The organism is Cystobacter fuscus (genome assembly GCF_002305875.1).
In the GTDB taxonomy this organism is placed as follows: Bacteria; Myxococcota; Myxococcia; order Myxococcales; family Myxococcaceae; genus Cystobacter; species Cystobacter fuscus_A.
This window is the reverse complement of record NZ_CP022098.1, coordinates 4,274,719-4,294,578: the sequence shown is the minus strand read 5'-3', so window position 1 is coordinate 4,294,578 and position 19,860 is coordinate 4,274,719. Positions and strand designations below refer to the sequence as shown.

At 69.5% G+C, this 19,860-nt stretch carries 18 protein-coding genes; all 18 read right to left on the bottom strand.

Translation table 11 applies throughout. The features are described from left to right. Positions 1-13: 13 nt before the first annotated feature. The gene (locus tag CYFUS_RS17680) at positions 14-1,354 is read right to left on the bottom strand and encodes a hypothetical protein (protein ID WP_095986294.1); all 1,341 of its coding nucleotides are present in this window, start codon (positions 1,352-1,354) and stop codon (positions 14-16) included. Next, positions 1,351-3,477 (bottom strand): hypothetical protein, encoded by a 2,127-nt coding sequence (locus tag CYFUS_RS17675; protein ID WP_095986293.1) that lies wholly within the window; start codon positions 3,475-3,477, stop codon positions 1,351-1,353. Before CYFUS_RS17675 ends, CYFUS_RS17680 begins: the two co-directional genes overlap by 4 nt. A 13-nt stretch (positions 3,478-3,490) precedes the next feature. After that, positions 3,491-4,294, bottom strand: coding sequence for a hypothetical protein (locus CYFUS_RS17670; protein WP_095986292.1), 804 nt, complete (start codon positions 4,292-4,294; stop codon positions 3,491-3,493). Continuing rightward, positions 4,291-5,328 carry a protein-glutamate methylesterase/protein-glutamine glutaminase gene (locus tag CYFUS_RS17665; protein WP_095986291.1) on the bottom strand — a complete coding sequence of 346 codons (1,038 nt, stop codon included), beginning with the start codon at positions 5,326-5,328 and terminating at the stop codon, positions 4,291-4,293. The genes CYFUS_RS17670 and CYFUS_RS17665 overlap by 4 nt, the downstream gene beginning before the upstream one ends. Next, positions 5,325-6,194, bottom strand: a complete 870-nt coding sequence (locus CYFUS_RS17660) for a CheR family methyltransferase (protein ID WP_420042695.1) — start codon at positions 6,192-6,194, stop codon at positions 5,325-5,327. The genes CYFUS_RS17665 and CYFUS_RS17660 overlap by 4 nt, the downstream gene beginning before the upstream one ends. Positions 6,195-6,220: 26 nt before the next feature. Continuing rightward, a complete protein-coding gene (locus tag CYFUS_RS17655; protein WP_095986289.1) occupies positions 6,221-8,200 on the bottom strand; it encodes a HEAT repeat domain-containing protein in 1,980 nt (659 codons plus the stop codon). Continuing rightward, positions 8,197-8,766, bottom strand: a complete 570-nt coding sequence (locus CYFUS_RS17650) for a chemotaxis protein CheW (RefSeq protein WP_095986288.1) — start codon at positions 8,764-8,766, stop codon at positions 8,197-8,199. The genes CYFUS_RS17655 and CYFUS_RS17650 overlap by 4 nt, the downstream gene beginning before the upstream one ends. After that, positions 8,763-9,329: a chemotaxis protein CheW gene (locus CYFUS_RS17645; protein ID WP_095986287.1), complete on the bottom strand. Its 567-nt coding sequence runs from the start codon at positions 9,327-9,329 to the stop codon at positions 8,763-8,765. Before CYFUS_RS17645 ends, CYFUS_RS17650 begins: the two co-directional genes overlap by 4 nt. Before the next feature lie 38 nt (positions 9,330-9,367). Continuing rightward, positions 9,368-11,656, bottom strand: coding sequence for a chemotaxis protein CheA (locus CYFUS_RS17640; protein WP_095986286.1), 2,289 nt, complete (start codon positions 11,654-11,656; stop codon positions 9,368-9,370). Next, positions 11,653-12,027 carry a response regulator gene (locus CYFUS_RS17635; RefSeq protein ID WP_095986285.1) on the bottom strand — a complete coding sequence of 125 codons (375 nt, stop codon included), beginning with the start codon at positions 12,025-12,027 and terminating at the stop codon, positions 11,653-11,655. The genes CYFUS_RS17640 and CYFUS_RS17635 overlap by 4 nt, the downstream gene beginning before the upstream one ends. A 51-nt stretch (positions 12,028-12,078) precedes the next feature. Further along, the gene (locus CYFUS_RS17630) at positions 12,079-12,567 is read right to left on the bottom strand and encodes a M17 family peptidase N-terminal domain-containing protein (RefSeq protein WP_095986284.1); all 489 of its coding nucleotides are present in this window, start codon (positions 12,565-12,567) and stop codon (positions 12,079-12,081) included. Next, on the bottom strand, positions 12,564-12,983 hold the full coding sequence (gene nusB, locus CYFUS_RS17625) for a transcription antitermination factor NusB (protein WP_002630209.1): 420 nt from the start codon (positions 12,981-12,983) through the stop codon (positions 12,564-12,566). Before nusB ends, CYFUS_RS17630 begins: the two co-directional genes overlap by 4 nt. 3 nt (positions 12,984-12,986) lie before the next feature. Further along, positions 12,987-13,478 carry a 6,7-dimethyl-8-ribityllumazine synthase gene (gene ribE, locus CYFUS_RS17620; protein WP_002630210.1) on the bottom strand — a complete coding sequence of 164 codons (492 nt, stop codon included), beginning with the start codon at positions 13,476-13,478 and terminating at the stop codon, positions 12,987-12,989. 67 nt (positions 13,479-13,545) lie between these two features. Then, positions 13,546-14,742 carry a 3,4-dihydroxy-2-butanone-4-phosphate synthase gene (gene ribB / locus CYFUS_RS17615; protein WP_095986283.1) on the bottom strand — a complete coding sequence of 399 codons (1,197 nt, stop codon included), beginning with the start codon at positions 14,740-14,742 and terminating at the stop codon, positions 13,546-13,548. A gap of 26 nt (positions 14,743-14,768) precedes the next feature. Continuing rightward, positions 14,769-15,416: a riboflavin synthase gene (locus CYFUS_RS17610; protein WP_095986282.1), complete on the bottom strand. Its 648-nt coding sequence runs from the start codon at positions 15,414-15,416 to the stop codon at positions 14,769-14,771. 105 nt (positions 15,417-15,521) lie between these two features. Further along, on the bottom strand, positions 15,522-16,484 hold the full coding sequence (locus tag CYFUS_RS17605) for a terpene synthase family protein (protein WP_095986281.1): 963 nt from the start codon (positions 16,482-16,484) through the stop codon (positions 15,522-15,524). 21 nt (positions 16,485-16,505) lie between these two features. Beyond that, positions 16,506-17,948 carry an FAD-dependent oxidoreductase gene (locus CYFUS_RS17600; RefSeq protein WP_157758497.1) on the bottom strand — a complete coding sequence of 481 codons (1,443 nt, stop codon included), beginning with the start codon at positions 17,946-17,948 and terminating at the stop codon, positions 16,506-16,508. Positions 17,949-17,995: 47 nt separating this feature from the next. Next, on the bottom strand, positions 17,996-19,816 hold the full coding sequence (locus CYFUS_RS17595; RefSeq protein WP_095986279.1) for a methyl-accepting chemotaxis protein: 1,821 nt from the start codon (positions 19,814-19,816) through the stop codon (positions 17,996-17,998). Positions 19,817-19,860: the final 44 nt, after the last annotated feature.

The window sequence follows — 19,860 nt, the reverse complement described above, 5'->3', positions numbered from 1 at the left end:
GGAGACAGAGCCGTCAGGAACGGTGCCGCTCGGCCACGCGGTAGAGCCAGGTCAGGGAGTGGTCCAGGAGCGCCTGGCGCGAGCGCATGTAATGACGTGCGCGGACGAAGGGAAACCAGACGCGGTGGCCCACGAGCACCTGGGCCTCCTCGAGCTTCTCGCGCGGAATCCACCGGCCTCCGAGGTTTCGCACCAGCACCTGACCCAGGTAGGCGCCAATGGCGGGCACCGCGTGCGCGTCGATGTTCTCCCGCAGGCGGCTCGTCGGGAACTCCTCGTGCCAGAAGTAGAAGTCGGCCTCCGTGAGGGACTCGGGTGTCGCCTCGAAGATGGAGGGCACCTTCGTGTGCAGCAGGGCCACGAGGTGCTCGGCGAGATAGCGGTAGTGCGCGCACGCTCGCTCCGGGTCCTCCACGTCCGAAGGCAGGGCCGAGTCGGCGGGTCGCCACTCCTCGGGCTCGGGAGGTTGCCACGCGTTGAGTTCGGCAATCTTCCGCTGCCGCTCGTAGCTGGCGACGTCGTCCACCACGCGCGAGAGGAGCGGGGCCAGCTCAGGGTGGAAGCGGGGCTCCACGGGAGCGAGCGTGGCGCTGCGCTCGCGCAGGGTGCGCAGTACGGTGGAGAAGTCCAGGTCCGGCCGGAGGTGACAGTGAACGCGAGCCTGGACGAGGCGCGCCTCCTCGCTGGCGAAGTCCGTGACGGTGGGCCTCGTCACCAGGAGCACGCCACCATTGGGCAACTCCTCCACCCTCCAGGCCGGCGCGGACAGCATGCGCTCGCGGCCGACGGTTTCCACCAACTTCGGACCGAAGACGTTGAGCCAGCACACCTCGTAGATCTTGTCGAAACCGTCTCTGCATTCAGTCTCGTCGTCGCGGCCGAAATTGGGAGCGCCCGCCAATGCTCTGTCATCGGTACTGTGGGCCATGGCATAGGCAACCGGGTAGCGAGAGGCCCATGTGCGCACCATCTCCACGAAGTGGCGGCAACGCTCCACCTCCGAGAAGAAAGAGAGCGGTTTCACGTTGATGAAGACTCCCAGGTTGGGAGACAGCGGTGGAAACCAGAGACTGAGCGACATATCCAACGAGGGCCACTTCGTGCGATAGAGCCCGATGGACGTGCTTTTTTCGCCGCGCTGCTCCTCCAGTGCCTTCCAGATGGCGGCGCGGGCGTATTTGCGTCGCCGCTTGCCCTCAGCGACATCCGGCAGCCACCCATTGGCGTACTCCTCAAGCGACTGGAGAAACGGCTCCAACTCACTCTTCAGTGCCGCTTTCGAGTCGAAAGCAGCGTCGAAAATGAGTTTGAGGCTGTCCTCCGGCTGCAAGCCATGCACGCTCGGCGCCTTCATTGGACCAACACCTCCACACCCGGGACCAATTGCCTGGTTTCGTTCACGGCTCTCTTCAAGAAGTCTGGATCCCTGGGCTTGAGGTTGCCTCCCTCGTAGATGAGGCGGACCCTCGGGACCTGCACCTCACTGCCCCCTGGGAAAAGGGACTGGAGGGAGCCTCGGCGGATATTCAGCGTCTCGCCGTACTTCGTCAAAGCTTCCTTCGCATCCACAACGATCTGCGCCTTCAGATCTTTGTACTTCAGTCCCGACAGGTCGCGGCTCTTGAAGCTGAACGTCTCCACACGACGTGTTCGCCCGCCGAGCGCGCCTTCTTCGATGACGAGCACATCCGCGTAGCGCAAACCGGTCTCCTGTTTTTTCACGCCCACGTATGCCTCGACGCGAGGCTGGTCGAAGTCACCGAGGAAGCGACGCTGCGCCCGAGGCCGTTTCGCGTCTTCGCGCAACAGGTTCACCATGAAGCGCTCGAAGGCGAGTCCCCGGGTGAATCCGCCCCACATCCGCTCGTAGGCAACCCAGCGCAGAGGCCCTTCGACGGCCTTCCCCCGCTCGAGTTCCCCCAGCCGCCTCTCGTAGTAGGCGACGTACTCACTCCAACGCGGGTTGCCCTCGGCTCCGGACGGAGGCGCATCCAAGGAGGGCCGCTGCCTCTCCAGCACCACCACGTCCCTGGGCAGACGCGGACCCGTGGCCTCGCTTTCCACCAGCGCCAGCCGGGCCTCCACCACGTCCCGGGTGAGGCCCACCTCCTCGTCCACCAGCGAGGCGATGCCCCTGGAGCGTTCCGCGGCACCACTCCGCTCGAGGGTGGAGCGTGTGGCGTCGTCCGCCACCGTGGCCACCTTCCCGGAACTCGCCCCCGTCCCCCCCTTCCCCGCTGGCGAGCCCGTGGCCTCGGGTCGGGCCCTGGCCATCATCGCCTGGGCCCTGGCCACATCTCCCCGCGCCTCACGCAGGGCCAGCGCGGCATCCACTCCCCCCACCGCCACGAAGTGGCCCGCCTCCCGGCTGGCTTGGATGTCCCGGGCCAGCGCTCGCAGTCCCTCCACGCCCAGCCTCGCCTCCAACTGCCGCACCCGTTCCTTCAGCGCCGTCAGGCGCGGCTCGGCCAGTCCGGCCCCCGAGGCACCTCGCGCCTCGGACAGGACTCGCGGGCCCCGGCCTCCGGCGTACAGCGCCCCGAGCAACAGGGCCGGTGCCAACTCCCGTGTGGCCTGCTCGTACTGGCCCCGGGACAGCGAGGCCACCCCCTGCCCCGTGCCGAGCACCAGGTAATAGAAGCCCAGCGGCACGCCGAACGTCACCGCGTCGAAGCTGCCCACCACCACGCTCCCAGGACTGAAGTGCCGCAGCGCCAGGGCCCACTCCACCTCGTGCGCCGCCTCCTGGTAGGGCGCGGGCAACTGCTTCCACCGCTCGGACAATTCGCTGTACCGCCCGCCGTCACTCGTCGGACTGGTGGAGAGCGCGTCCCGGGCCGCGCGGCCCAGCCCCCTCAGCACGTCACGGGGCCGCTCGGCCCGCTCCGGATAGGCCGCCAGCGGCAGTCCTCGCCGCTCCAGCTCCTCACGCACGGCGGGCATCAGCCCCAGCGTCTGTCCCAACTGCTTGTCCCGGGCCAGCAGGCGCAGCAGCGCGCGCACCTCGTCGTCATGGGCCGAGTGCAGCACGAAGAGGGCGAACACCTCCGCGTGGTAGTGCCCATAACGCTCGGTGGCCTCAATCAGGAAGCCGGCGCGCTTGCGGGCGAGGACATCGGCGGCATCCGCGCGCACCGGCCCGAGGGCACCCAGCCGCACGGCGCTCCAGCCGTCCAGTGCCTCCACCAGCCGGGGCATGTCCACTCGCTCCTGCAACGCCACGTAGTCCCCGGGCGAGGCACATCCCAGGAAGGGGGCCAGCAACGCCTCGGAATCACCCGACGACAGGTCGGGCCACCCCGCAGGCAGGGCCTGTCCGCCACAGGCGAGTGCCTCTCCCGAGGAAGCGCCGGACCCGCCTGTCCCCTCGGCCAGGACGAGTGGAGCACTCGCGGCGCACCCCGCCAGCACGACGACGGCCAGCAGCAGCAACGCCACTCCACCACCCCGCGTCGTGACAGAAACCCTCACGGGCATCCCCGAGGGCACTTCAGCGCCGCAGCAGCACGGAGGCGGCCGACACGGGAGGCGGCTCGACGGCGGTGCCCTTGCGGCGCTGCGCGGGCGCGTCCAGGAAGGTGCCGAGCAGCACCCAGCGCCGTGCGTCCTCGTCGCGACCCGGCCGGGCCATGAGCGGCGTGGTGTAGTGCCAGAAGGGCAGCCGGTACACGGTGATGCCGCCCAGCGTGTTCACGCTCTTCATCTCCGAGAAGTGTCCCTGCTTGGAGTAGATGAGCCACTGGTGCGCCACCGCGGGCGTGGCGAACGTGAGGTGCATGTCCACGTAGCCGTCGCGCGCTTCCTCGTCCTCGGGGTGGTGATCGTTGTGCGGCCCCGCGTAGTCCCCCGGGCCGTAGCACAGCACCTGGATGCCCCACTTGCGCCGCAGCGACCGGCCACTCACCGCCGCCGCGAACGCCGCGAAGCTGTCCGAGCGCATCATCTCCACCAGCCCCACCCGCTCCGCGGCCGCATACGAGCGCGAGCGCCGACTCTCCAGCATCGCCGTGCTCACCCGCACCGTCTTGGGCAGCAGCTCCTCGTAGTTCTCCGTCATCCCGAGGATGCTCTCGGGGGGAATGGGGTCCTCCATGGGCGAGAGCGTGCCCGGCAGCGCCGCCTCCAGCGCGTCCCGGCAGGCCGCCGCCTTGCGCGCGTCGATCACCCCATGGAGCGCCACGAAGCGCTGGCCCGGTTTGAGGAGCGCGCCGCAGGCCTCGTCGTCCCGGCCCTCCAGGATGCGCCGCCCCCGGGGCGTGAGCAGATCCGCGAACTGCGCGGGAAAGGTCTTCATGTCACCCGTCTCTTCCGTGCCAGCTCCACCAGCGCCGGGCCGATCTCCCCGAGCGGCAGCACCCGGCTCACCGCTCCGGTGGCCACCGCCTCCTGGGGCATTCCGTAGATGACCGCCGTGCGCTCCGACTCCGCCCACACCTCACCGCCCGCCTTGCGGATGCTCTTGGCGCCCAGGGCCCCGTCCGAGCCCATGCCCGTCAGTACCACACCCACCGCCTTGGAACCGAACACCTCCGCCAGGCTCATGAAGAGCCGGTCCACCGAGGGCGCGTGCTTGTCCTGCATCGTCGGCGGCGGTGTCCCGAGCGTGTACTGCCCACCCTGCCGGTACACCACGAGCTGCCGTCCACCGGGGGCGATGAAGACATGGCCCGGCTGGAGCGTGTCTCCCTCCTGCGCCTCGCGCACCGTGAAGGGGCCCAGGCGATCCAGGCGCTCGGCGAAGGCGCGGGTGAACTGCTTGGGCATGTGCTGGCACACCAGCAGGCTCATCGAGGGCTCGGGCGAGAGCGACTCCAACAGCCGCTGCACCGCGGGCGGGCCACCCGTGGAGGCGCCCACGCCCACCACGAACGAGGGCTCCAGGGGAATGACGCGCGGGCGGCGCACCGTGGGCTGAAGCTCCGCGCGTACCCGCCGCGCGGCGTGGACCTTCTCGTGCAGTTCCCGGCGCAGCCGCTCCAGCGCGTCGGGCGTGGGCTTGGAGGGCTTGGCGATGAAGTCGAAGGCACCCAGCTCCAGCGCCTTGAACACGTCCGCCTTGTGCGCGTAGCTGGAGATGACGATGACGGGCGTGGGCGCGGCGCTCTTGAGCAGGCGCAGGAAGGAGTAGCCGCCCAGCCGCGGCATCTCCAGATCCAACGTCACCACGTCCGGGTGCAGCGCCAGCACCTGGCGCAGGCCCTCGTTGCCGTCGGAGGCGGTGCTCACCACGCGCACGTCCGGCGAGGACTCCAGCAGCTCCGTGAGCAGCCGGCGGTTGGGCGCCGAGTCGTCCACCACCAACACCTTCAGGGGTTCCTCGGCGCTCATGTGCCCCCTCCCCCGCCCATCTCGGGCCTGCGGTAGACGAGATCCCCGCGCAGGTGCACCAGCTCGAAGTCGGCGCTCAGGTTGATGAGGTTCTCCGAGTGCCCCAGCATGAGGTAGCCGCCAGGCACCAGCTTGTCGTAGAGCAGCCGCAGCACACGCTGGCGCGCGGGCGCGTCGAAGTAGATGAGCACGTTGCGGCAGAAGACGGCGTCCACGCGCGAGGCCAGGGGAACGGAGTCCACGTCGCGCAGGTTGTGGTGCCCGAAGGACACCATGGCGCGCACGTCGTCGCGCACGCGCACGCGGTTGGGCCCCACGTGGACGAAGTAGCGCGCGAGCTTGTCCGCGGACGTGGAGCGCAGGGCACTCGGCCCGTACTCGCCCAGGCGCGCCGCGTTGAGCACCCGGCGGGAGATGTCCGTGCCGTGCACCTCGAGCTCCCACCCCTCGAAGCGCCCGCTCTCCAAGAGGAGCATGGCCACGGTGTAGGCCTCTTCCCCGGACGAGCAGCCCGCGGACCAGATGCGCAGGCGCCGCGAGCGCGCGTTGCGGCGCTCGAGCACCGGCAACACCTCCTCGGAGAAGGCCTTGAGCTGGCGCGGCTCGCGGAAGAAGTACGTCTCGTGGGTGGTGAGCGCCTCGACGGCCGTCTCCAGCTCGGAGCGGCGCTGGGCGTCGAAGCGCAGGTAGCGGTAGTAGGTGCTGAAATCCGTCAGGCCCAGGGCTTCCAGCCGGGGCCACAACCGGCGCTCCATGACGTACTTCATGTCGTCGCGGACCAGGATGCCGCAGTAGGCATACACGAAGTCCCGCAACAGGCGGAACTCCTCCGCGGTCATCTCCGGCCTGCCTGTATCGAAAGGCATCACCCGCGCGGCCCTCCCCCCTTCACTCAACGTCCCGACAAGCGTTCCACCGCGTCCACCAGCGCCCGACGAGCCAGTGCATCCGTCTCGGAGAGCAATGCGTTCATCAGCGGCGGCAGCAGCCGCTCCTCGCGGGAGTCCGCCAGCACCCGGGCCGCCGCGGCGCGCACGTCCCAGTGGGCATGGCCGAGCAGGCCCAGTGCCAGGGCCTCGCCGCCCCCGGAGGCCGCGCCCGCCAGCAGCGCCGCCTTCACCACCTCGTGGTCCTCATGGGCCACCGCGTGTTGGATGACCTCGTCGCGCAGCACGCCCAGGCGCGCCAGCGAGCGCACCGCCCGGAAGGCGATGGCTCCATCCGGATGCCGCACCAAGGCCTCCAGGTCCTCCGCGAGCGCCACCGCTCCGCACTCGCCCACCGCTTCCAGGGCGGCGAGCCGCACCTCCAACGCATCATCCGACAGGGCCCGTTGCAGCAGCGGCGCCAGGGAGACATCCCCCACCTGGCCGAGCACCCGCACCGCGGCGGCACGCACCCGGGGGGCCTCGTCCACCAGCGCCACGCGCGCCAGCTCCAGACCCCCGGAGGGATCCACCGCGGCGAGCACCTCCACGGCGGTGGCACGCAGGGGCACGGACGCCTCCCGGGCGATGCGCCGCACCAGGGGGAGCTGGGCCGTGCCGCCCACGCGCACCAGGGCGTTGAGCACCACGGGCTGAGCCCCCTGCTCCAGGGACGTCTGCAGCACCTGGAGCACCTGCGCGCGAAAGCCCGCCGACAGCGCCACCAACGCGCGAGCGGCCACCCCGGCGAGCTCTGGGTTGGACAGGAAGCCCGCCAGCGGCTCCACGGCTTCCAGCGCCCCCGTGCGTCCGAGCGCCCGCGCCGCCACGCCCTTCAAATCCACCTCGCCCCAGTCGAGCATCTGGACGAGCTCGGGCACGAAGGACTCGTCCACCATGTCCACCAGGACCTGTCCGGCCGCCTCGCGCGCGGGGAAGGACAGCCGGTCCATGCTCGCGAGCAGCTCGCGTCCCGTCTCCGGGCCGAAGCACGCGAGCGTGCGCATGACCTCGGGCACCAGCCGCTCCTCCTGGGCCACCTCGGCCACCAGGGGCGCCAGCCGGGGCTCGCGCAGGGCCGCCGCGGCCACGAGCGCGCCGGTCTTCACCTCGATGTCTCCGGACTCCAGCGCGCTCGTCACCCAGCTCACCGCCCCGAGCAGCCGCCGGAGCGCCTCGCCCACGGCCGCGTACATGGCGGGACGCGCGCCATCCGCCATCCGCGCGGAGTGCTGGCCGAGCGCCACGAGCGCCGCCTCCCGGGTGGAGCGCGACTCGGACGCCGCCAGACCCCGGCACACCAGCGCCACGACCTCGGTGCGCTCGATGAGGCCCAGCACCCGGTAGGCGCTGCGCTTGAGCAGGGGGTTGTTGAGCAGGGGCACCACGTCGGCGAGCGGGGGCGGATGGCGCAGCGCCGCGAGCGACTCCAGGGCGCTCAGGCGCAGGAGGGGCTCGGGGTTGGACAGCACGCGCTCGAGCGCGAACGCCGCGCCGCGTCCCCCCACCCGGCCCAGGGCCTCCGCCGCCGCCACCCGGACGTTGAGATCCCCATCCTCCAGCAGCACGGCCACCAGCGCGCCCTCCGCTTCCGGCAGCGCGAGCTGGCCGAGGATGTCCGCGGCGAACTTGCGCAGGTCCGGATCCGCGTGTCCGAGCAGGTGCACCAGGGGCTGCACCGCCGAGGCCCCCATGCCCGCGAGGGACTCCGCCGCGGCGTTGCGCGCGCCCGTCTCGTCGCGCTCGCCCAGCACGGCGATGAGCCGCTCCACCACGGCCCCGCGCTCCGGCAGCCGCACGAGCCCCTCGGCCGCCGCGCGGCGCACCCGCCAGCTCTCGTCGTGCAGGCCGGTCACCAGTTCCTCTCGGGCCTCCGGGCGCGACACGTCCAGATCCAGCAGGGCCCGGTAACGCACCTCCTCGGCGTTCCGCCCCTCCTCGCTCATCCGTTCACCCGTCGGTTGGGGTTGGAGTTGGACTCGGCCAGCATCTCCGCCAGCAGCAGGGCCTTCACGTCCAGCAGCAGCTTGAGGCGCTCGCCACCGGGCGCGGAAGCATCGCGGCCCTCGGGCGCGCCATAGACGCCCACCACGAAGGGCGCCGAGCCCACCGCTCCGAGCGCGGGCTTGATGTCACTTCTGCGCAGCCGCACCACCTCGGACACCCGGTCCACGGTGAAGGCCACGCGCCGGCGGCCCAGCCAGCACACCAGCAGCCGCGTCTTGGGGGTGTCCACGGGTGAGGGCTGGCCGAGCAGCCGCTTGCGCAGGTCCACCACCGGGAGGATGGCGCCGCGCAGCCGGATGACGCCCTCGATGAAGGGAGGCGAGCCGCGCAGGGGCGTGAGGCGCTGGGGCTGGAGGATCTCCTCCACCCGCATGATGTCCACGGCGTATTCCTCGGTGCCCACGAAGAAGGCGCACAGCTGCACGAGCGGATCCCGCTCCGCCGCGGCTTCTTCCTCGGCGCGCGATTGCGTCACGCGGGTGAGGACGTTGATTCGCTGTCTCATGAAAGGGCCTGCCAGAGATCGAGCAGAATGAAGAGTTCCTGTTTGCGCCGCCCGAGCCCCACCACGCAGTCGCGCTCTCCACCGCCCACACCGGGCGGGGCCAGCTCCAGCATCGAGGGACGCAGCCGCACCACCTCGTTGACGGCGTCCACCCAGATGCCGGCGAGCCCGTCGGAGGCCTGCACGACGATGATGCGCGTGCCGCGCGGAGGCGTCACGGTGGCGTCCGGACCCGCCACCAGGGGCGCCTTGTCGGCCAGGCGCAGCTTCACCTTGATGTCGTAGACGGGCAGCACCTCGCCGCGCAGGTACATGACGCCCAGCAGGTTGGGGGCGGCGCGAGGCACCTCGGTCAAGGATGGTACCTTGACGATCTCCCGCACGCCGTGGATGGGGACCGCGTAGAGCTCGCCCTCCAGTTGGAAGGCCAGATACTCCTCGGGCACCTCTTCCGCGACGGGCTCGAGCGACTCATCGGTCCCGGCCACCACTTCCTGGATGAGGCCCACGTCCTCATCGGGGCGGTAGAAGAAGCTGTCGAGCAGGACGGACAAGGCGGGCACGGCGCCAAGAATAGCAGGCCCATGGCCCCGGGAGCGATTCAGGCCCGGCGGCGCTCGGAGCTCATCCCCTCTTCGAGCAGGGCACCCACATCCAACACCAGCACGGTGCGCCGGTTGGCGAGGTCGGCGGCCCCCGAAATCCCCCGCACGCCCTGCAGGCGGCCACCCAGCGACTTGACGACGATGTCCTGCTGGCCCTGCAGCTCATCCACGGCGATGCCCAGGCGCTCCTGGGCCAGCCCCGCCACCACCACGAAGTAGCGGTCCGCGGGACGCTCGGGGTGGTTGAACACCCGGGCCAGGCGCATGAGCGGCAGCGTGGTGCCCCGCAGATCCAACACCTCGCGCCGCTCCACCGTGCGGATCTCCGCCGGCTTGACGGAGAGGATCTCCAGCACGCTGTTGAGGGGCACGGCGTAGGTGCGCCCGCTCACCCCCACGACGAGCGCGCGGATGATGGCGAGCGTGACGGGCAGCGTGATGTGGAAGGCGGTGCCCATCCCGCGCTCGCTCCACACGTCGATGATGCCGGACAGGTTGCCGATGTTGTTCTTCACCACGTCCAGGCCCACGCCCCGGCCCGACAGCTCGGACACGCTGCGCGCCGTGGAGAAGCCCGGCAGGAAGATGAGGTTGAGCAGCTCGCGCCGGCTCATCTCGCGCGCCTGCGCCTCGGTGATGAGGCCCTTGCGCAGCGCGAGCTCACGCACCCCCAGCTCGTCGATGCCCGCCCCGTCGTCGCTCACCTTGATGAGGACGTGGTTGCCCTTCTGCTCGGCCTGCAGGGACACCCGGGCCCGCCGTGACTTGCCCGCCGCCAGTCGGGCCTCGGGCGACTCGGCGCCGTGGTCGATGGCGTTGCGGATGATGTGCATGAGCGGATCGCTCAGCTCCTCGACGATGAGCTTGTCCAGCTCCACGTCGCCGCCGCCGATGACGAAGTCGATCTCCTTGCCCACCTCGCGCGCGATGCGGCGCACCAGCCGGGCCAGTCGGTCGAACACCTGACCCACCGGCACCATGCGCGCCTCGAGCAGGCCCTCCTGGAGCGCGTCCAGCTTGCGCTCGAGCTGCCGCGTCTCGCGCGAGAGATCCTGGCCCCACACCTTGGAGAGCGTCACCCCGGCGTCCACCCGGGCGCTCTCCGCCATGCGCTGCAGGTTCGCCTTGATGAGCAGCAGCTCACCCACGGTGTTCATCAACGCGTCCAGGCGGCTGATGTCCACGCGCACCGTCTGCGTCAGGCTGCGCGCCGACTCGCTCTCCGCCTTGGGGCCACGCGGCGCCACCGGCTCCTCGGTCAGCGTGCGCACCACGGGCAGCGAGGAGGTGTCGGACGCGGGGAGCGCCGGAACGACCGGCTCGACGGCGCGCAGGGAGGAGGCCTTCACCAGCGGAGCGTCCGCGGGCGCCACGTCCTCCGCCGACGTGGACGACCCCGCGCCCGTCTTGGAAGCGCGAGGCTTGCGCCGGGTCGTCTTCTTCGCCGCGGGCGCCTCGGCGGGTGGGAGCGCGAGGGGAAGCGGCGCGGCCGGTGTCTCCGGGGCGGACCCGACCGGGACCAGGGCCGCGGCACTCGGACGGACGGTGAGCGCGAAGAGCTGCGCGGGCGTACCTTGCAGCTTCGCCGCCAGCTCCGCTTCGGACACCCGGGAGCCGAAGATGAGATCGAACGCGATGCCCGACAGGCCTCCGGGCTCCGACGAGGGCAGCGTGCTGACGACCTCGCCCAGGGGCTTGAGGCGCACGTTGAGCTCGGTGAGCCCGGTGTCGAAGTCGGACAGGTCGAACGCGGCCCGGATGCGGAAGAGCGCCACGCCCCGGCGCACGTTCTCGCGCAGGCGGTGCTCCTCGTACTCGGTGAAGACGGAGCGCACCTGCGGGTCCAGCTCCAGCCGATCGAGCGGATCCTCGTCGGCCGCCGCCGAGGCGGTGCCCAGGTTGGCTAGGCGCTCGCCCAGCTCCTTCACGCGCTCGTTCAAGGCGTCCGAGGACTCCTCGCGCGCGGCCTCCGCCAGCAGGGCCTGGAGCACGTCCAGCGACTCGATGAGCAGATCGAGCACCTGGTCATCCAGCGACAGCCGGCCCAGCCGCAGCCGATCCAGCAGATCCTCGGACTGGTGGGCGAGCCTGGCGATGCGCTCCTGGCCGAAGAGCGCCGCCAGGCCCTTGAGCGAGTGCGCCGCCCGGAAGATGCCGTTGATGATGTCCGGCTCGGGTTCCACCCCGCGCTGTTGATCCAGCACGAGCAGTTCCTTGCCCAGCGACTCGAGGATTTCCGTTCCCTCGGCGACGAACTCCGCCAGGGCCTTGCCGGCGGAGTTCACGCGAGCTTGAGGTAGCGCCGCACGAGCCCTTCCAGGCTCTGCGGGGAGAAGGGTTTGACGAGGTACTCCGCCGCGCCCAGCGCCAGTCCCCGGTCACGGTCCTTCTCGCGGCCCTCGGTGGTGACGATGAACAGGGGCGTGTCGCGCAAGGTGGGGTTCGTCTTGACGAAGCGGATGAGCTCCAGCCCATTGATGTCGGGCATGTTGATGTCGGTGATGATGAGCGCGAAGGCGTGCTGGGGCAGCAGCTTGAGCGCCTCCAGACCGCTGCTGGTGGCGATGGCCTCCAGCCCGGGGATGGACTCCACCGTCGCGGAGATCAACTCCCGCGAGGCCTTCGAATCCTCCACGATGAGAATCTTGGACGTCATTTCGTGCGACCGAGCCTCACATCCTACCAGAAGGACGAGAGGGGGCGAGATTCAGCCCTTGCGGCCGGAAAGGCGGCGAGCGAGTTCCTTGTCCGCCAGCACGGCCACCTTCCTTCCCCGGAAAGCCGGGAGGAAGTGTTCCTGGAGGGCGGAGAGGCGGACGGATTCGTCCAGGGCGTCCTGTCCGGGGACTTCCAGGGCAACGGACTCCACCCTGGCCCGGGTGAGCACCTTGCCCGCGGAGGCGAGCGCCTCGCCGAGGGAGGACGGCTCCAGGCCGCGCCGCCGGCCCAGGCCCATGACGAAGACGCGGGGGATGCTGAAGCGACCATCGGTGGGCAGCAGGAGCGAGTCGTCCTGGGCGCCCACGAAGAAGCCGGACTGGAGCACGCGCGACAGGGTGCCGCACAAGCGCCAGTCCACATAGCCGGCGGTGCCGGGCAGGGGCCGGTCGTCCTCGCCCACGAAGAGGCACAGGGCGTCCACGTCCGCCAGCGCGTCCAATCCGCCCAGGCCCAGCTCGTGCGCGGAGACGTTCACTGCTTCCCCAGGGCGACGGCCACGCGATCCAGCAGGCCGTTGACGAAGGCGCTGGACTCCTCGGTGCCGAAGTTCTTGCCGAGCTCCACCGCCTCGTTGAGCGACACCTTCTTGGGGATGTCCGGGCGGTACTTCAGCTCGAAGACGCCCAGGCGCAGCACGTTGCGATCGATGCGTGACATGCGATCCAGGCGCCAGTTGTGGCTGTGCTGCTCGATGAGCCGATCAATCTCCGCGCGGTGCGCCATGACGCCCTCGGTGAGCTCGCGGGCGAACTTCACCGCCTCGGGCTCCTTGTTCGTCACCTCGGCGGCGGCCCAGGCCGCTTCCAGGGCATCATGGATGGAGCCCGGCGTCATCTCCATCTGGTAGAGCGCCTGGAGGGCCCGCTCGCGTGCCGTTCTGCGCGCACCCATGTGTCAGCTCCTCTTCCCGTCCGTCAGCGTGGCGAGCTTCGCGTGGAGGTTGACCATCTCGATGCACGCCGCGGCCGCTTCCGAGCCCTTGTTGCCGGCCTTCACGCCCGCCCGGTCGATCGCCTGCTCCACCGTGTCGCACGTGAGCACGCCGAAGGTGACGGCCGCCTGCGAGGTGAAGGCCACCTGGCCGATGCCCTTGGTGCACTCGCCCGACACGTAGTCGAAGTGGGGCGTGCCGCCGCGAATGACGGCGCCCAGGGTGATGATGCCCACGTACGAGCGCGTCTCCGACACGCGCCGCGTGAGCGCGGGCAGCTCATAGGTGCCCGGACAACGGAATACGTCGATATCCCCGTCGGCGACGCCGTGGCGGACCAGCGTGTCCAGCGCGCCCTTCACCAGCTCCTCGGTGATGAACGCGTTGAAACGGGCCACGCAGATGGCGAAGCGGCCCTTGGGGGGGAGGAAGTCACCTTCGATGTAGCGAGGCATGTCCCGACCTCTCTACACCAGCCACCCGGCTGGCGTCCCGACAGAGTTTTCCCCCACCCCCCGGCGCTCAGGAGGCCTGACGGCCGCGCGGGGGACGGCGAGCGGCCACGCGCCGGGTCGCCGGGGCGGCCGGGATGAGCGGAACCTGCTCCACCACCTCCAGTGAGTAGCTCTCCAACCCCACGATCTTCTTGGGATTGTTGGTGAGCAGGCGCAGCCGGGTGAGCCCCAGGTCCTTGAGGATCTGCGCCCCCACGCCGAACTCGCGCAGGCGCGTCTGATCCTTGTGCCCGGGCACCAGCTCCTCGTTGGAGACATGGGTGCAGCGCAGCCGGTTCTTCCGCGCCGAGTCCCCCTGCAGGAAGACGATGACCCCCCGCCCGGCCTCGTGGATGGCCTGGAAGGCCCGCTCGAGCTGCACGCCACACTCGCACCCGGCGCTGCCCAGCAGATCCCCCACCAGACAGGTGCGGTGGACGCGGGTGAGCACCGGCTCACGACCGGACAGCTCGCCCTTGACCACGGCCACGTGCACCGCGCTGTCCACGTCGCTGCCGTAGGTGTAGGCCCGGAAGCTGCCCTGGCCGCGGCGCTCCAGCGTCGTCTCCTCGAGCCGCCGCACCAGCCGCTCGCGCTCCAGGCGGTAGCGGATGATGTCGGCCACGGACAGGAGCACCATCTGGTGCTTGCGGGCGAACTTCACCAGATCCGGCCGGCGCGACATGGTGCCGTCCGGGTTCATGATCTCGCAGATGACGCCCGAGGGGCGCAGTCCCGCCATGCGCGCCAGGTCCACGCTGCCCTCGGTCTGACCGGTGCGCACGAGCACCCCACCCTGCCGGGCGCGCAGGGGGAAGATGTGCCCGGGCCGCGCGAGGTCCGACGGCCTGGCGTTCGGCGCCACGGCCACCTGGATGGTGTGGGCGCGGTCCGCGGCGGAGATGCCCGTGGAGACCCCCTGGGCCGCCTCGATGGAGACGGTGAAGGCCGTCTGGAAGGACGAGGTGTTGTCCTGCACCATGAGGGGCAGGTTGAGCCGCCGGATGCGCTCCTCGTCGAGCGCCAGGCAGATGAGCCCGCGCCCGTGGGTGGCCATGAAGTTGATGTCCTGGGGCGTCACCTTCTCCGCCGCCATGACGAGATCGCCCTCGTTCTCCCGGTCCTCGTCATCCGTGAGGATGACCATGCGGCCCTTGCGGATCTCCGCGAGCGCCTTCTCCACCAGGGTGATGCTGTCCGACTCGTGCTGCCTGCCGCGCGCCATGCGTGCTCCTGAATGCTTCCCTGTGCTCAACCGCCGAAGCCCGCCGCCTTGAGGACCGCCTCGGAGAGGCCACCGCCGCCCGGGCCCTGGCGCAGCGACACGAGCCGCGCCACGTACTTGCCAATCATGTCGCCTTCCAGATTCACCCGCTCGCCCACTCCGCGCGAGCGCAGCGTGGTGCGCTCCTGCGTCTCGGGGATGAGCTGGACGCTGAAGCGATCCGTCCCCACCGTGTTGACGGTGAGGCTGATGCCGTCGATGGCCACCGAGCCCTTCTCGATGAAGAAGGGGGCGAGTTCGGCGGGGAGGCGGAAGACCATCACCCACGAGCCGCCCTCGGCGCGCGTCTCCAGCACCTCGCTCACCGCGTCCACGTGGCCGGCGACGAGGTGGCCGCCCAGCCGGTCTCCCAGGGCGAGCGCCCGCTCGAGGTTGACGCGCGAGCCCGGCTGCCGGGCGCCCAGGGTGGTGCGCCGCAGCGTCTCCGGGGCGGCCTGGACGCGGAAGGAGTCTCCCGCGCGCTCCACCACGGTGAGGCAGGCGCCATCCACCGCGATCGATTCCCCGAGCGCGAAGTCCCGCGCGCCCAGCGCCGTGCGAATCCACAAGTCCGTCATCCCGCCGGGGATGACTCGCTCCACCACGCCGATGTCCTGGATGAGTCCGGTGAACATTGCGACGGGCTTATAACGGATCCTCGTCCCGGGTTCCGCACCTTCCCTCGGGACGGGCCACGAAAGCCCGGACGCCCCACCTGGGGCACCAGGCAGGCGGACGGCTCAGGCCGCGGGGGCCTCGGGGGTCTTGTACCGCGTGGACATCAGCGACCAGTCCATGTTGGCGCGCATCCAGCACCGCAGCACGTCGATGTAGCGCCGCACCTCGGTGTCCAGGGGCTCGCCCCACGAGGGCACCTTGGCCTCCAGCTCGAGGAACTCGAGCACCTCGTCGTCGTGCATCTTGGCCGCCTGCTTCATGGCGCCCTCGAGCGAGCACTCCGTCCCGTTCTTCTCGTTCTGCTTCTGGATGATGAAAACGAGGTTGTGCATGTCCCCGACGCGCATCTCCTTCTCCAGGGAGATGATGTCGTTGAACAGGGTGATTTCGTGGTTGGCCAGCTGGTTGAGCCGCTTGATGATCGGCTCCTCCAGCACGCTCGGAGGAATCTGGACGAGCCCGAGCACCCCCGCCAGCTCGAAGCTGGGCTGCACCGCGCCCGTCGCCTCGCGCATGCGGATGTAGGAGGCCACGTCGGGCACCTGGCTGTTGCTCTTGTTCTTGGCCTCCCAGACACACGCCTTGAAGTAGGCCTCGAGGCTCTCGCAGAAGCGCGTCATCCACGCGTCGGTGCTGTACTTCATCATCCGCCGCCGCATGTCGCGCATCGCGTTCTCGAGCGGCCCCTCCGGAGCATCCCCTGGCGGCCGACCCCACAGGGCATCGAGCAGCGGAGCCTGCATCGACTCGAGCGCGTCGGGCGGAGCGTCGTCCCAGTGCTTGTCGAAGAGGTAGAACGCCGTCATGCAGTCGTTGATGAGGATCAACTGCTCGAGGTCCGCCTCCGGGAAGGCATACGCGGACAGCCAGTGGTAGTCCTGCGCGCGGAAGTAGGGGATCGCCTTTTCCGGCAGCAGGTTGAAGCGCTTCACCCACTCCACCGTGTGCGGCCAGGCCTGATGGTTGTGTGGATTGAGCTTCTGGGGAAACGGCAGACGGAGCGGGGGAAGGGCAATCGTTCTCATGGAAGGGTGTTTCCGGGGGGATCAGGCGACACTGGCCACGGTCTTGGACGGAGGCGCGGAACCCTCCGGGAACTGCATCACCGGGGACTCTCCCGGTCCCTCGCCCTGGGGACCCCGCACCATGCGCAGCAGCATGGAGGGGTGGGCCAGTTCCAGCGGCGAGCCCGTCATGTGCATCACCTTGGCGAACGCGGTGGTGACGACCGGATCATACGCCGCGAGCGACTGCAGATGCCCGGAAGCTCCCTGCATCGCCTTCCACCACAGGGGGCGGGGTCCTTCCACCGAGGGGTAGACCAGATCCTCGCCCGCGCCCATCGTCCACGGCATGTCGTGCATGCGCGAGAGCTTCGCCTGGAAGCGTCGTCCGAACCCCATCATCGCCCTCGGGGCCTGCTCCGACAGGCACTCCTCCAGCAGGGAGGCGGCCAGCACGGACAGCGTCATGCCCTGCCCATAGATGGGGTTGAGGCTGCACACGGCGTCTCCCAGCACCACGAGCCCCTCGGGAATGCCCGTCATGCGCTCGTAGTGCCGGCGCATGCTGGAGGGAAACTTGTGAGCGGCCACCGGAGACACGGGCTCGCAGCGCCGGAGCATCTCGTAGACGTGCGGCTGCGGCAGGGCCCGGGCGAACTCCAGGAAGCCCGCCTCGTCACCCGGAGCGTGGTCTCCCAGGGCGCCAGCCAGGGTCACCAGCCAGGTGTCCCCCTCCACCGGGGCGAGCGCGCCCAGGCGCGTCTCCCGCGGAGCCGTCGGGAAGATGGAGAGCGTCTTCCAGTTGGTGGTGACCCCCTGGAGCTTGCGCACCTTGCGGCTGGCGTAGCCCACGTCGATCCGCACGTGGGTCTCCTCCACGCGGGGCAGTCCCAGCTCCTCGAGCCAGCGGGGCATGCGCGAGCCGCGGCCCGTCGCGTCCACGACGAGATCCGCCTCGAGGATCTCCGTGGCCTCCTGCTTGCGGCGACGCACCTCCACGCCCCAGACGGCGACGCGGTTGCTCGTCACCACGGGCTTGACGACCTCGCACTCGTCCAGGATCTGGAGGTTGGAGATCTCCCGGACGCGGGAGCGGATCACCGAGTCCAGCAGGGTCCGGGTCTGGATGTAGAGCGTCAGCCCCGGCGTGGCGCGGGCCTGCCAGATGCCGCCCCGGTACAGCGCCACGTCGGACATGTCCAGGACGTTGGAGCCCGCGGCCACCATCTGCTGCCACAGCCCGGGGAAGTACCCCTCGAGGATCTCCACGGCCTTGGCCAGGATGCCGTGGGCCTGCTGCTCCTGGGGCAATCCCTTGCGCAGCTCGGGCTTCTCCGGGAGCCGATCCCGTTCGATCAGGGTGACCCGCTCGAAGTGTGACGCCAGGGCGCGGCTGGCGGCCATGCCCGCCATGCTCCCGCCGATGACCACCGCATGCCGGCCTCCAAACCGCCTGGAGGCCGACGAGAATGTGCCCTTTGACATGTCCCTGATCCGAAGATGGAGGAGTACGAGAAGACCGGACGCGCGGCTCAGGTGGTGCGGTTCTGACGAGCGCGCTCGGCGGCTTCCTTCCAGCCGTACGAGGTGACGAGACCCGACACCTGGTCCGCCACGCTCTGCACGACGGTGGAGGCCTCTTCCGAGGTCTGCATCTGGCCCATCGTCTGTTCCATCATGTTGTTGAGATCATTGACGGCCTGGAAGATCTGGCTGATGCCCACGTTCTGCTGCGTCACGGCCGCGGTGATCTGCCGGATGGAGTCCGCGTTGTCCCGCACGATGGAGGACAGCTGCTGGATGCTGCCCTCGAAGCCCTTGATGCCCTTGAGGCTCAGCTCGACCTTCTCGTAGCCCTTGGTCGTCATGGCCGCCGTCGAGCGCATGGCGTTGCCGATGTCCAACAGGATGCTGTTCACGTTGTTGGTGGCGCGGATGGACTGGTCGGCCAGCGCGCGGATTTCACGCGCCACGACGCCAAAGCCCTTGCCGTGCTCGCCCGAGCGCACCGCCTCGATGGCGGCGTTGAGCGCGAGCATGTTGGACTGGTCCGCCAGGTCCTTCACCGTGCGGGTGATGCTGGCGATCTGCTGCGTCTTCTTCTCCAGGGACTGGATGGAGCTGGCCATCTTGGCCACCTGCTGGCCGACTTCCTGGATCTCCTCGAGGCTGGTGCGCACGGCCGCCACCGCCTCGGTGCTGATCTGATTGGCGCGGGTGGTCTGCTGCAGCACGTTCTCCGCCTTCTGCGAGGCGAGCTCGGAGGTCTGCTTGATCTCCTGCGCGGTGACCTGCGTCTCCTGAAGCGCGGCGGCCTGCCGCGTGAGCACCGTGCTCTGCTCGCTCGCGGACGAGCCCAGGCGCTCGGCCGAACCACGCAGCGAGTTGGCCGACTCACCCAGCGACAGCGAGAAGGCGCTGAGCTTCTCGAAGGCGCGCGAGGTGGAGCCCGCCAGATCGCCGATCTCGTCGGTGGAGATCCAATCCGGCAGCTTGGGCGAGCCAGACGCCAGACCCTCGATGGCCTCCTGCACGCTCAGGGCGCCCAGCTCCTGCCGGCGCGCCAGCAACCACGCGGCGATGGACGAGATGGCGAGCAGGTAGCCACCCATGAGCGAGAGCGGGATCGCGGCGCGCTGGACGACCAGATCGACGACCCGGCTGATGTGCTCGCCGATGTGCGCGGCATCCGTCTGCATCACCTGGTTGAGTTCGTCGAAGGTGATGATGACCTGCTTGGCGATGATCGTCGTGCTGAGCATCAGCGTGGAGGCGACGAAGACGCCGAAGGCGTAGGGCAGGTACCACTTCATGCGCGGCCAGAAGAAGCCCGTTCCCCGGATGACCGCCTTGGGGTGCTTGTGGAACTCCTCGATGGCGAAGGGGCGCAGGATGCGCTCGTAGATCAACCGCTCGTTGATGAAGTTGAGCATCAACACGAGCAGCGTCGTGCTCAACACCCACGGGATGGGTGCCAGGCTCTTCTTGTGAAAGAGGATGGGAACGGTGATGTAGAACGTGGACCCCAGGATGGCGCACAGGATCATCAGCGCCTCGAGCTGGCCGGGAATCTTCAACAACCGCTCGATCTTGGACCCTTCGTGATCCCCCCGCAGGGTGGAGAACGCCCGCCGGATCGTATAGTTCATCACCAGGTAGGGGACGATCAGACTGAAGAGGCCGAACACGATGGGCATCGTGAACTTGGTCGTCTTCGACATCTCATCGTCCGTCAGCCCCGAGAGGTTGTTGATGAGGTAGGTCGTCGCGGGGGACAAGATGATCGATCCGAAGAACTGTCGGATGAGGAAGATCTTGTTGATGGTCTGAGTGATCTGTTTGTCGGCGGGCATGGCGTTCTTCCAGGTCTGCACCTGCGGCAGGAATTCCCAGGTCA